Origin of the sequence: Nocardia sp. NPDC050718, from assembly GCF_040654235.1 — a bacterium.
Taxonomy (GTDB): domain Bacteria; phylum Actinomycetota; class Actinomycetes; order Mycobacteriales; family Mycobacteriaceae; genus Nocardia.
The window spans coordinates 188,934-202,257 of record NZ_JBFAHQ010000005.1 but is presented as its reverse complement, the minus strand read 5'-3'; the positions used below and the strand labels follow the sequence as shown (position 1 = coordinate 202,257).

9 protein-coding genes and 1 tRNA gene are annotated in these 13,324 nt (G+C 65.5%); 8 read left to right on the top strand and 2 right to left on the bottom strand.

The features are described from left to right. The first annotated feature begins 181 nt into the window (after window positions 1-181). From AB0H54_RS23645 to AB0H54_RS23625, 5 genes are all read left to right on the top strand, one after another. A tRNA-Asn gene (locus tag AB0H54_RS23645) sits at window positions 182-254 on the top strand. A 728-nt stretch (window positions 255-982) separates the two neighbouring features. Next, window positions 983-1,360 carry a hypothetical protein gene (locus AB0H54_RS23640; RefSeq protein ID WP_357347901.1) on the top strand — a complete coding sequence of 126 codons (378 nt, stop codon included), beginning with the start codon at window positions 983-985 and terminating at the stop codon, window positions 1,358-1,360. Next, window positions 1,357-2,259, top strand: coding sequence for a hypothetical protein (locus tag AB0H54_RS23635; protein ID WP_357347900.1), 903 nt, complete (start codon window positions 1,357-1,359; stop codon window positions 2,257-2,259). Before AB0H54_RS23640 ends, AB0H54_RS23635 begins: the two co-directional genes overlap by 4 nt. Before the next feature lie 97 nt (window positions 2,260-2,356). Further along, the gene (locus AB0H54_RS23630; protein WP_357347899.1) at window positions 2,357-3,325 is read left to right on the top strand and encodes a hypothetical protein; all 969 of its coding nucleotides are present in this window, start codon (window positions 2,357-2,359) and stop codon (window positions 3,323-3,325) included. Window positions 3,326-3,516: 191 nt separating this feature from the next. Further along, window positions 3,517-4,362, top strand: coding sequence for an ImmA/IrrE family metallo-endopeptidase (locus tag AB0H54_RS23625; RefSeq protein ID WP_357347897.1), 846 nt, complete (start codon window positions 3,517-3,519; stop codon window positions 4,360-4,362). Window positions 4,363-4,912: 550 nt separating this feature from the next. On the opposite strand, the gene AB0H54_RS23620 is transcribed toward AB0H54_RS23625, so the two are convergent. Together AB0H54_RS23620 and AB0H54_RS23615 are read right to left on the bottom strand one after the other, a co-directional pair. Beyond that, on the bottom strand, window positions 4,913-5,677 hold the full coding sequence (locus AB0H54_RS23620) for an ABC transporter permease (RefSeq protein ID WP_357347895.1): 765 nt from the start codon (window positions 5,675-5,677) through the stop codon (window positions 4,913-4,915). 81 nt (window positions 5,678-5,758) lie between these two features. Beyond that, entirely contained in the window at window positions 5,759-6,580 is an 822-nt protein-coding gene (locus tag AB0H54_RS23615; RefSeq protein ID WP_357347893.1) for a sterol desaturase family protein, read from the bottom strand. Between the two features lie 277 nt (window positions 6,581-6,857). Here AB0H54_RS23615 and AB0H54_RS23610 point away from each other — a divergent pair, with 277 nt between their 5' ends. From AB0H54_RS23610 to AB0H54_RS23600, 3 genes are all read left to right on the top strand, one after another. Next, the gene (locus AB0H54_RS23610; RefSeq protein ID WP_355278821.1) at window positions 6,858-7,877 is read left to right on the top strand and encodes a trypsin-like peptidase domain-containing protein; all 1,020 of its coding nucleotides are present in this window, start codon (window positions 6,858-6,860) and stop codon (window positions 7,875-7,877) included. 11 nt (window positions 7,878-7,888) lie between these two features. Further along, window positions 7,889-9,043 carry a S8 family serine peptidase gene (locus tag AB0H54_RS23605; protein WP_357347891.1) on the top strand — a complete coding sequence of 385 codons (1,155 nt, stop codon included), beginning with the start codon at window positions 7,889-7,891 and terminating at the stop codon, window positions 9,041-9,043. Window positions 9,044-9,114: 71 nt separating this feature from the next. After that, on the top strand, window positions 9,115-13,323 hold the full coding sequence (locus AB0H54_RS23600) for a TIR domain-containing protein (RefSeq protein ID WP_357347889.1): 4,209 nt from the start codon (window positions 9,115-9,117) through the stop codon (window positions 13,321-13,323). Window position 13,324 lies beyond the last annotated feature (1 nt).

The window sequence follows — 13,324 nt, the reverse complement described above, 5'->3', positions numbered from 1 at the left end:
TCCATCCTGCCCCAGTGGCCCCACCCCTGTCGATCCGGCCACCGTTCGTCAGCACATCGTTATACGCCGCATGTCCGCAGGTAGCGGCCCGATTTGGGAACCTGCGATGCCATGCGCTAAAGTTTCATCTCGGTCAGCCCGCCAAGGCAGACCGCCTGAGTCTAACGGTTCAGGAGAGTATTCCCCTATAGCTCAATTGGCAGAGCAGCCGACTGTTAATCGGCAGGTTTCTGGTTCGAGTCCAGATGGGGGAGCAGTAGAAAGGCCCCTGACCAGAGGTTCTGTCCATTTGGTCAGGGGCTTTTTCATGTCTGGCAGTGGAAAAGGTCCGGCATGGGTCCGTTGACCGTATGTCTGCAGGTCACGCCCGGCGTGTCTGCCCTGGGCGCCGTCCGAGTGCGGCTCGGTGGTCGATTTCGGCATTGCGGGCGGCGTAGTAGCGGGCGGCGACCAGGGGCGAGTCGGCGTGACAGAAACGACTGGAACCGATTGCTTGGCATCGGCATCCATGTGAAGGACTTACCTCCTTGGTTCCCCGCAGCGGTTGTCCCATCTGAAATCCGACGTCAGTATCCGGATCTCCAGCCTGCCGACCGATACACCACCAGCAATGAGGATGTCGCTAGAGGCATTGCTGCCCAAGTCCTCGATATCGAGTCCCGGTCCGTCTAACCGGCGGACAGTTTCCGGCCGGTCCGCCGTCCCGTCCCTCGGACGGATGAAGGGAGGTGATCGAAGTGGCCAAAGGCAAGCAGACCAGCAAGGCTGCCGCGCAAGCGGCATCGAAGGTCTTGCGGGACGGGCGCACCAGCAAGGCGTCGAAGACAGCAGCGGGTTCGGCGTTGTCGCAGACCCCACGGAAACGGGGGTCGAAGTAAGTCGGATGGCCGGGCGGAGCGGGTAAGCCCGGCTACCTGATCGATTGGTGTCCAGATCGATTGCTCGCGTCGGCCAGATGCGGGAGGCATGAGGAGGAGACAAGGTGGCATCCGGGCTTCCACCGGCGCAGCCGCATCCCACAGGCACACCTGGCGTCGGTGACGTGTACTGGTTAGACACCGTGTGTTACGGCGGCAACAAGAAGCCGACTCGCCCGGCCGTGGTGATCAGAGGCCCGATTCCGGGACTGCTCGATGATGTCATCGTGATCTGCCGCACCAGCAAACAGGAATACTCGCACACACATGTCCGCCATCCGGCAGATCTGGCACTCGGATTGGATCGCCCCGGGGCCTTCGCCAAGAGCTATCGGCGTCACGTGGACCTCGGGTTCTTCACCCAGCCGCAGTTCACCAGCTATCAAGGACAACTCGGCGAACCGTATCTCGATCAGATTCTGCGAATGACGGGTATGGCATGAGCATCCTCGACAATCTCCTGGCCGGGCACCTTGACGCACAGGGCGCCCAGTTGCTGTACGCCACCGTGTCGAAGATTGGTCGCGGCCGCAACTTTCCGCCTCCCACAGGGTTTCGTGCCTGGAACCAAGACGCCGTGATCACGACAGCTCACGACTTCTTGACATCCACCCGTGCTGTCGAGCGCCTGGTACAAATCGCGGCGACCGCCTACGACGACGACTCACTGACCAGGCTTCTCGAGACCGCCGTCTTGAACTTCCTGCGCGACCAAGCTCGCCAGACGGTCATCGGTACCCAAATCCGGCGGCTGAAGACCATCCTCGCCGCAGACGACACGTTCGTGATCCACGGGGAAACCGTCGGGTTGGCAGGAGGGCCCGCCGACCCGTATGCCGCCGACGAAGCGGTCCTGGTCCGCGCCGCGCGTCGAATCGACGCCGGGACGCGGCGGTGGCGCCCAGATGCGAAGCGGCAGGGCCCATTGGCCACCAAGGAAGAAATGGTCGCTCTCATCGTGGCAGTGCTCACCGCTGCGGAAGCAAGACTGACGTTCGCGTCATTGGCGCGCGTGATCGCCCGTCGGTTCGACCTGGACCCTCTCGCCGCCACGACGGAAATCGACGCACTCGACCCGACTCCGCAGCACTCCTATGACGAGGTCGACGTCGGCGACCAAGCCGCGCATATCCTGGATCAGCTCACCGACCGCGAACGGCTCGTTCTGCCCTACCTGGACATGAGCACGCGGGAAGCCGAACAGCTGCTCCCACTGGGCCGCACCACCATCGCCAACACCCAACTGCGCCTAAAGACCTTGCTGGCCGACCTACTGCCACATGGTGATGCAGGCGCAGCCATCCTGCGCGTTTTGACCAGGCTGATCACGACCGCCGACTAGGCGGCGGACACCTGATAGATGGTTCGCCGTCTTGGTACTACGTACTCGTTGAGAGGCACTCGTAATAGAACGGAACGCAGCGGAGAACGGAGGCATGATGGGTGACGAGGACGATTTCGGAGCCGACATCGGCGCTGCCTCGCTGACTGAGAACATCCAACTGCCCGGTGCGGTTGCCGACGCGCTCCAGAGTGTCGGACGCCTGCCGCGGCAAGCTGTTCCGGAGGTGAGAGCCGGGCAATTGTGGCGCGTTGTCTGGGAAGAAATTGCCGTACTGGGGGCGATTCTGGAATCGAATGATGGCTACGCCGACTTCGCACCGGTGACCGTGGACACTCACTACGCCGATCCATACACGGTGATAGTGGCGGCCGCCGACAGTCCTATGCCGGTGGATGTCGCAGTGTATTCGAGCATGACTACCCCTATTCCAGAATTCACCCTACACGCGTGCCTGGGAGTGTTCACCGATAATGCGGTCGCAGAGATCGAAACAATGTGGCGCGCATGCCGCTCGGGTCGCGCGGTGGAAATGCGATCTGGCGCATCGAGTGCTGACGCCGACGCTCTGGAGGCACGCCGCGGCTTCAGGCGGAGCGTGACCGCCCAACTCGGGAAAATCGCCGCTGCTGACGCCGGTTTAGACGACCGAACTGAGGTGGGCGAAAGGCTGCCCGAAATCCTCAAACGCGCTGGGATCGGGCCGTCGAAGCTGGCCGAAATCCTCACCGTGCCCTTACAGAATGCGATATCTATTGCGCGTGGCGATCTTCCGCTCGATGATGAGCAAGCGGCGAAGCTGTCGCCGATGGTCGGCGGTGGTGATCCCGAGTTTCTCATCCGCTCGGTGCAGCCGATTCCGGAAGGACTGAAAATGGCGCTAAGGGCACCAGCCCAGTTCGCGCGTATTCGAAAGATTGCGACCAAGAATAATATTACCTATGAGCGGGCAGCTCGAGATATTGCCTGTTCTCATGCAGCTCGCACCGCAGGCGCAATCAAGAAAGAAGAATCGGTCGACTATTGGAATGGTATTTTGGACAATATCGGAATCGGAGAGCCATAATGTCCAGGAGCGGAAGGCCGACCCGAGAAATCAAACACCTCGCCGTAGGCCTGCTGCACCGGAGAGAATGTCAGGAACCAGGTCTTTCCGTCCGTCTGCGAGATGACCTGGACCAAGAGATTCGCAATCGCGCGGACCTCGTCGTCGAGTTCGCAGCAGAGGCATTGCAGTCCGAGTGCTCTATTGCGGCCATGCTGATCAAGACCCGGGTTCCCGCCGCTATCGTCCTGGCCCCCTCGTACAGTACGGGACGGCAACTCTTCAGCCTCGGACACGAGTTCTGTCACTTCCTGATCGGCCAGGACGCCGAGTTGGCCGATCTGCTTTTCGAGGAGCCGGACGAGGGCAGAGCTCTTGAAGAGGACATCTGCGACGCTTTCGCCGCGATGGTCCTGATCGATGATGCGTTGGTGAAGCGTAGCCTCGACGGCGGGGTTACCGCATCCAACCTCGTCCGCCTTTTCGAGGCCTCCCAGGCCAGCCGCGCAGCATGCGCCATCGCGGTGTCCGAGTACCTCAAGGTGCCCGGGTACGTCATCATTGCCGAAGTCGACCGCGCTGAGTCCGCCGTCCGAACGCGGATCGCTGCTGGCGCACATGGAGTACTTCCTATTCGACACGGAACCGTGCAAGAGGGAACCTTGCTTGAAGTAGCCGCGCGAACAGGACATGCTAGGGGGACCGGTCAGCTTCGCTTTGCTTCCGGTGCCTACACCGATACATTCCATTGCGATGTCATCTGCCGCGGCGGTTACGTCTTTGCGGTCATGGTCAACGATGGCCCCGCGTGGGAGAGCTTGTCGGTGCATCCGGGGGTCCGCGGCGGGTTCGACCACGAGTACTGCGCGCATTGCAGCGCAGAATTCTACCCTGCCGGCGCCGCCTGCCAGCTGTGCGGAAGCCATACCTGTTCGACCTGTCGCCGCTGCTCGTGCGAAGCCGCTGCACCGCCTCGAGCGCGAGTGTGTAAGGCGTGCTTCCTCGAGAAGCCCGGCAGCTATTTCGACGGAGACTCCTGCCTCGACTGCACGGGCTGATCCAGCTCGTCTGCAACTGCGGCAGCATGACGCGAAAGTCTCGGTCGGCGAGTCCAACAGAATGTTGGCTCGGACCCACCGTCAAGGGCGAGTTGACGACCACCGCCGTGGTGTGGGCGAAGGATGCGCGTGTCGGTCTCGGCGATTTGCGCCAGGCAGCCTTGGCCCAGGCGGGAGTCGGCTCGTACAGTTCCTTGTCGTGCGGCTGGACGGATGGACTCGTCATACAGGGCCGGATCGAGAACTCACAGCGCGGGACTTGAACCGCAACACGGAAACAACACGGATTCAACGGGAATCAACGGGCCCGAGTGGGATCCAGCGGGAACTCCTTGAATGTCAAAAATGCAGGTGATGGGAAGTTTCGGGATTCCTTGAAAAGTGTTGAGATGCAAAGCATTTGGATCGGCAGGTTTCTGGTTCGAGTCCAGATGGGGGAGCATAACCAACAGGCCAGGCGCGATTCTCGTGCCTGGCCTGTTTCAGTTTGTGGGCTGTGATCCAGGGGAATGCCGAGAATTCCGGTGCGAATTTCCCGGCCGCGGCAGTCTCACGACAGGCAGCTGCCGGACCGGCCTGGATGGTCGCGGTGCACCCGGCCCCGGGCGACCAATTCGACCGTCACCGCTACCGCACAAGCCTGTGACAGCATCAATCCGATCAGGACCAGGATTTGTACGGCGCCTGCTTGCACGGCCGAACCGCTGGTGAGCAGCACGCCGATGAAAGCGCCGGGGAGAGTGACCAATCCGACCGTGCGGGCCTGGTCGACGCCGGGGATCAGCGCGTCGATCGCGGTGTCGCCGAGGACCACCAGGCGGGCCGTCCTGGCGCCGAATCCCAGGCTCAACGCGGCCTCGACCTCGCCCCGGCGTCGGGTGACGGCGTCCAGGCCCCGGCGGGCGGCCAGCGAGGTCGCCGTCATGGTGCCGCCGAGCAGGATGCCGCCGATCGCTACGAGGGTGACTCCGTGGATCGGGACGACTCCGCTGAGCAGTGTCGCGGGCAGCACCGCGGTGATACCGGCGGCGATGGCCAGTCCGAGCCAGGATCCCGACCGGCCCGCCTCGGCGCGTCGCGCGGCGGTGACGGCCGCCGCGCCGAACATGACGAGCAGCACGAGCACCGCCGACCACACGTGCCGCACGGCCGCGGCGAGAATCAGCGCGACCGCGCCCAGTTGCAGTACCGCTCGTCCCGCCGCCGCGGGCACCACGGCCGGTCCACCCAGGTGGGCCAGCCGGTAGACCAGGGCCGCGGCGGCCACCAGTCCCAGGCAGAGCAGGGCCAGGCCGAGACCGGGCGTGACCACCATGCTGTCTCCTCACCGCGAGATCAGCCGAATCCTACGGATCATGCGGCGTGGGCTGGGATCGCCGGATCGGATCCCGGCGGCTCAGGTGGGCTGTGGCTGCCACCCGGGCCCACGGAAGAGGTAGCCGAGCCTGTCCGAGAAGGACGACGCGTTCCGGACGTCCCGCCAGATCGCGATCAGCTCGCGGGCGTTGATCTTCGCGATGTTGTAGGTGTCGACGTTGCTGGTGAGGCCGTAGACCGCCCGCTCGCCCTCCGGCTCGAAGGTGCCGAAGAGGCGGTCCCAGACGATGAGCACGCCACCGTAGTTGCGGTCGAGGTAGTCGGCGTTGGAGCCGTGGTGCACGCGGTGATGGCTCGGAGTATTGAACACGAATTCGACAGGCGCCCAGAGTTTGTCGATGACCTCTGTGTGGATGCCGAACTGGTACAGCAGGTTGATCGCGTAGGCGGCGGCGATGATCCTGCCGTCGATTCCCGTCAGCGCCAGTGGCACCAGGAACGGCAGCGAGGTGACGACCAGCCACGGCGTGCGCAGTGCGGTGGTGAGGTTGAAGCTCTCGCTCGAGTGGTGCACGACGTGGACCGACCAGAACACCCGGATCTCGTGGTGGGCGCGGTGGAACCAGTAGTAGGCGAAGTCGACCCCGATCAGCGCGACGGCCCACGCGACCCAACCCTCGAGCTGCCACGGCACCAGCGAGGAGACAGCGGCGAAGATCGCGAGCTCCACCAGCGCCCAGGGGATGTTGAGGAGCTGGTAGCCCAGACCGGCGGCGAGGGAGGTCGCCGAGTCACGGAAGTCGTAGGACTTGCCGTGACGCTTCAGGTACACGATCTCCGCCACGACGGCGACGACGAACACCGGTACCGCCAGCCAGATCAGCAGGGTCGAGACGTCCATCACCACACCTGGGGGGTCGATGTCGTTGCTGTCATAGGTCAACTGTCGTCCGCGGCGCCGTACCGGACCAGGGACCCAAGGGGTGGCCGATAGCCACCTCGTTGCGGGGCCGGGCCGCGTGATCCGGCGGCGTAGTACGCAGGTAGTACGCCCGGGAATTGGGGTAGCCGTGTACTCGCGTCGACCGGTGCGCGTCTTCGTACGTTGAGAGCGGCCAAACAATCCGCGGCTGACGTGGCGATGGGCATCGGAAGCCGCTCGGAAACGAGGAGTCCGCATGTCTACCGCCATGACCACCCTGACCTCGCCCAAAGGCAAACCGCTGACGCTGGTCGGCGACGCGAAGGTGTCACCGAACTCGGTGTACCCCCGCGTCGAGCCGCCCTACGGCGACGAGCTCGGCTCCGTCCTCGAACTGTCGGACTACGAGCTCGCCGAAGCGCTGCGGCCGGTGATCTACAACGAGGGCAAGGAGTACACGACCGACGCGCCGAACACCTCGCTCGTCGAGTTGCTGCGGGCCGACCGCGCCCGGCAGACGTCGTCCTACACCGCGCTGCCGCGCTCGGAGTCCGAGCACATCGATTCGAAGTCGCTGCACGCGCTTTCGGGCATCATCGGCCCCGACAACCGGGTCGTGCGACGCGACAACACCGCGTATCCGATGAGCACGGTCACCTATCTCGCGCTGCCGGGTGGGAGCTACTCCGGGTCCGGGACGATGATCGGGCCGTCGACCGCGCTGACCGCGGCACACGTCGTGCACAACGGGACGAATTGGCTGCCGTTCGCCTCCTTCGCGCCCGGTACCGACCGTCAGGACGCGACTCCGATGCCGTTCGGCAGCCACGGCGGCTACAACGTGACGGTGCCCGGCGGCTGGGTCAACAACGCGGGCGGTGACGCGCGCTTCGACTACGCCGTCATCGAGTTCTCCGGCTACGGCGACTTCCCCGGCCGGGCGTCTGGATGGAAGGGCCTGTGGGTCGCGCCCGACAATGTGGTGACCGGCAACCGGATGTATCTGTACGGGCACCCGAGTGACAAAGCGCAGCCGCAGATCTGGGGCAACGAGGGCAACGGCCTGCTCAACGGCCAGTACATCAACTTCTTCATGGACGCCTGGTACGGCGACAGCGGTTCCGGCCTCTACGTCTACGACACCGACGGCTGGCCCTATGTCGTCGGCGTGCTGCGCGGTGCCACCGGCGCGATCGGCGACAACTCGAAGCCCAATTTCGGCAGGCGGATGACCCGCGACGTCTTCGACTTCATCGTCGAGTACTCGGCGCTGTAGGAGGAATCATCATGTCCGACATCATCTCCGCCGAGCCGGAAGCCGGCGTCGCGTTCGATACGGTCGTGCCCGTCGAGCAGCCGTTGCAGTCCGACCTGTCGGTGCTGCCCGAACTGCTCGAGGTCGATCTGCTGGTGCGCGCGGCCGAGGCGCGCGCCAAGTTCAATGTCGACGGAACCGGTTTGACCGTCGCCGTCCTCGACACCGGTCTGCGCACCACCCATGTCGATTTCGCCGGACGGGTCAAGGCGAGCCGGAATTTCACCACCGACAACAACGGTTCACCCACCGACGCGAAAGACGGGCAGGGCCACGGCACCAATGTCGCCGGCATCATCTGCGCGGGCGGCGTGCACACCGGGATGGCGCCGCGCGCGAACGTCGTGCCGGTCAAGGTGCTCGACAACTCCGGTGGCGGTAGCTTTCTCGCGATCCGCGACGCCCTGCGCTGGGTGCTGGCCAATCGGGCGGCGCTCGGGATCTCCGTCGTCTGTATGTCGCTGGGCGCCTCGGACAACAACACCACCGACGCCGGTTTCGCGGGAGACGGCGTCGGCGTGGAGTTGCGCAAACTCACCGACGCCGGGGTCGCCTGCTGTGTCGCGGCGGGTAACGACTACTTCGGGCACAGCAGTGCCCAGGGGATGAGTTACCCGGCGATCTTCCGGCAGACGATCAGCGTCGGCGCCGTCTACGACGCCGACGAGGGATCGTTCAGCTACGGATCGGGGGCGACCGCCCTGTCCACGGCACCGGACCGGATCACGCCGTTCTCGCAGCGCCTGCACGCGACCGCGGGCGGCGACTGCGCGACCGACATCTTCGCGCCCGGTGCCCCGACGACCTCGTCGGGAATCCGCAACGACACCGGTGAGTCCATCCAGCACGGCACCAGCCAGGCCACGCCCGTGGTCGCCGGGGTCATCCTGCTGGTGCAGCAGCTGCACCTGCGGGCGACCGGGACGATGCCGTCGGTCGCCGACGTCCGCAAGTGGCTGCTGGCCGGTGCCGTGCCGATCGTGGACGGCGACGACGAGCACGACAATGTCGTCCACACCGGGCAGACGTTCAGCCGGATCAGCGCGTTCGGTGCGCTCACCGCGTGCGCGAAGGACGTCGCGCGGACGGCACTGATCGAAGCGGGCATCGACCGTTCCCGGGCCTGACCACCATGAACGCCGATCGCTGCGCCGGGCGCGGGGTTGACCCGCGCTCGGCGCGAGCGCATTCTGGCACAATGGCCAGGCTGTTCCTCAGCCATTCGAGCCGGGACAGCCGCGAGGCGGTCGCGCTGCGGGCGTGGCTGATCGAGGCGGAGCCCGGTCTGGCAGGCGAGATCTTCCTCGATCTCGACCCGGACACCGGGATTCCGGCCGGCGTCCGATGGAAGGACGCGTTACGTCGGGCGGGTGATCGCTGCGAGGCGGTCATCTGCCTGTTGTCGAACAATTGGGACAATTCGCACGAGTGCAAGGTCGAATACCGCCAGGCCGAGTCGCTGAACAAGCCCATCTTCACGGTCCGCCTCGAACCGCTGACCGGGCGTGACATGACCAGCGAATGGCAGCGCTGCGACCTGTTCGGCGACGGACCGAAGACCGCGATCACCGTGAACGGGGACACGGTCGAGTTCCTGACCGAGGGGCTACAGCGGCTCCGGCACGGCCTGCGCGCCGCGGGCATCGGCGCCGACACCTTCGCCTGGCCACCGCCCGGCGACCCCGGCCGCGCGCCGTTCCGCGGCTGGGAACCACTCGAATCGATCGACGCCGCAGTGTATTTCGGCCGCGACGCGCAGATCGGGCGGGCGATGGACACGGTGCGCGGGCTGCGTAGCCTCGGCGGCGGCCATCTGTTCGTCGTCCTCGGTCCGTCCGGTGTCGGCAAGTCGTCGTTCGTGCGCGCCGGGCTGCTGCCGCGGCTGACCCGCGACGACCGCCACTTCCGCACGATGGGAATCGTTCGCCCGCACCGCAAAGCGCTCACCGGTGACGCCGGCTTCGCCCGGTCGATCCACACGCTGCGCGTCGACGTCGGGCTGCGCAGGCCCGGACTCACCGAGATCGAGGACGGCATCCGCGATATCGAACAGGTCAGGGCCTGGCTGATCGAAGCGCAGCGGGCCGCGCGCGACCGCGTCCTCGATCCCGACAGCGACGACCCGGCGCCGACGCTGATCCTGCCCATCGACCAGGCCGAGGAACTGTTCGGACCCGAGGCGGGCGAACAGGCGGGCGTGCTGCTCACCCTGCTCGGCGGCCTGCTCGATCGCGACCGCGGCATATCGATGATCGCGATCGCCACCATCCGCTCCGACCGCTACGAACCGCTGCAGACCGCGCCCATGCTCGCCTCGGTCGCGGTGCGGCCGTTCGACGATCTGAAACCGATGCCGCAGGCGCAGTTCAAGGAGGTCATCGTCGGGCCGGTGCGGCGGGCGCGGGAAGCGGGCGCGGAACTGTCGTTCGCACCGGACCTGGTCGAACGCCTGCTGGACGACTGGTCGCGCGGCGCCGATACCCTGCCGCTGCTCTCGCTGACCCTCGCCCGGCTGTATCAGGACTACGGCGACGGTGAGATCACCCTCGCGCACTACGAAGCCCTCGGCGGACTACGCCGCGTGGTGCAGCGTGAGGTCGACGAACTGCTGGACGACGATCCCGAGGTCAGAGCCGAGCAGTTGGCGATCCTGCGCCGGGCGTTCGTGCCGTGGCTGGCCACCATCAACTCCGGCACCGACCAGCCGATGCGCCGACCGGCCCGCTGGTTCGACCTGCCGCCGGAGAGTCATCCGCTGCTCGAGCGGTTCGTCGCCCGCAGGCTGCTGGTCAAGGACGAACGCGACGGTGCGATCGTCGTCGAGGTCGCGTTGGAAAGCCTGCTACGCCAATGGGATACGCTCGCCGACTGGTTACGAGTGGAGGCCGCCGATCTCGAGGCCGCCGACAATCTCGAGCGGGCAGCGCAGGCGTGGGAGCAGAACGGGCGCCGCGAGGAATGGTTGCTGTCGGGCTCTCGGCTCTCCGACGCCGAATCACTCGCCGCCGCACCGGGATTCCGTGAGCGGCTCAATCCCGTCCGGGGCCTGCTGCTGGCGTCCCGGCAGGCCGAGGACGAGCAGATCGACGAGGAACGTCGGCATCGGGAAGAGGAGTTGCGGGCCGCGCGGGAGCGGCAGGAGGCGGCGGAGACCTTGGCGGCCACCGAGAGCCGGGCCAAGGAGGACGCGCAGCGGAGCGCGTTGGCGTTGCGGCGGCGGTCGCGGATTCTGCGGGCGGCGCTGGTGTTGACGATGGTCGCGGCGTTGGTCGCGGCGTTTCTGTGGGTGCGTGCTGATCGGGCGCAGGAGCGGGCTGTCACCCAGAGCAGTCGGGCATCCGTATTGGCGTTGTCGGCGAATTCGCAACTCATGCTTGCGGGGAGATGGCCGGGCAAGAGCAACGACATTCTGGGAATGCAGATGGCAATCGCCGCGTACCGCATTCCGGCCGAAATTCCGCGGGAATTCGCCCTGCTCAACGCCGTTCATCAACAAGGCAAACTCCGAAAGATTGCCTCTATGGGTAGCGTCGAGGTCGCCGATGTCGCCTATAGCCCGGATGGGAAAACGATCGCGGTGGCGGGCGGTACCGAGATCCAACTCCTCGACTCCGCTACCTGGAAGCGGATCGGTGCGTTGATGACCGGGCACACTGCTGAGGTGACACGCATCGCGTTCAGTCCGGACGGAAACGTTCTCGTATCCGCGGGCGCGGACGGGACGGTGCGCCTGTGGGATGCAGGATCTCAGCAGCAGGTCGGTGCCGAAATGCACGGCCACGCAGGACGCGTGACGGGAGTCGACTTCAGCCCGGACGGCCAGTTCGTCGTTTCGGCGGGCGCGGACAAATCCGTCTTGCTCTGGAGTGTCGACACGCATCGGCAGGTCGGTGCGATGCCCGGACACACCATGCCGGTGATCTCGGTGGCGTTCGGCGGAAACGGGCTCATCGCTTCGGGTGATTTCGGCGGCACCATCCGTTTGTGGGACGCCCGATCCGGGCTGCCCTCGGGCGAGCCGCTGACCGTGTACACCGCCAGCGCGGTGAACCACCTCGCCTTCGATCACAGCGGGGACCGGCTCGTGGTTGCGGGATTCGATATCCAGCAGTGGGATACCAAGACCCGCCAGTTGATCGGTGAGCCGTCACGGGGCCACTCCGCAGCTGTCGAATACGTCGCGTACAGCCGGGACGGGACGGAAATCATCTCGGCAAGTGATGACAAGACGATCCGGCTGTGGGATGCCGCGACAGGCCAACCCCTGGGTGAGCCACTGGAAGGGCACGAACTCGTCGTGTCCAGCGTCGCGTTTCACCCGGACGCCGGGCGAGTCCTGTCCGGCAGTCTGGATTCCACTGTCCGTGAATGGGATCTGGGCGGAGAGCGGCCTATACGCCACGGCGCCATGGTTTTAGGCGCGGACGTGAGCTCGAACGGCAGGCAAATCGTCTCGGGGGCCACGGATGGCACCATCCGGCAGTGGGACTCCACCACCGGTGCACAGATCGGTCCGGTGATCCACGGCGAACCCGGCATCTTCCAGTCGGCGGAATACACAGCCGATGGAACGCAGGTGGTATCTCTCGGATTCAGCCCCGAGTCCATCACCCTGACCGATATTCGGTCCTGGGACGCCGCATCGGGCACCCCGATCAGGCCACCGATCTCGCTGCCACCGAGCACTACGGCGCTTGCCTTCGATCCCGGGTGGCGCAGGGTGGTGACCAGAGTCGGCGGCGACGCCCAGATCTACGACATGGCGACCATGCGGCCGATCGGACCGGAGCTTCGCCATGACAAGGCCACCATTCAGACATTGTCGATCGACAATGCCGGACGGCGCGTCGCCACCGGCGCCGCCGACTACTCGGTGCGGTTGTGGGATGCGGACAGCGGCGAGTCGGTGGGCGAGCCGATGGTCGGCGAGGCCTGGGTCAAAAGCACTACCTTCAGCCCTGACGGTCGTCTGCTCGCTGTTGGCTACGAAGACAAATCGGTTCGCCTCTGGGATACCGAGACCGGCAAGCAAATCGGGAAGGCACTGTGGCAGGACGGTCCTGCGGGCCTGATGCGGTTCGCTCCGAACGGCCGTGCGCTCGTCACGGCCGGCATCGACAACCGATTGCGACTGTGGGATGTGGCGACACAACAGCAGATCGGCCCGGCCTTCGTCGGTCACGGTGCCCCCATCACCTCGGTCGACTTCACACCCGACGGTGCACGGATCATGTCGGCCAGCGTGGACGAGACCATCCGGATGTGGTCCGTTCCGACCGCCTCGCCCGAGCAACTCTGCGCCAAGATGACGCACAACATGAGCCGGGAGATGTGGCGGATCTGGGTGTCCCCGGAAATCGACTACATCGAACTGTGCGAGGGATTGCCGATCGCGGGGGAGGAATAGT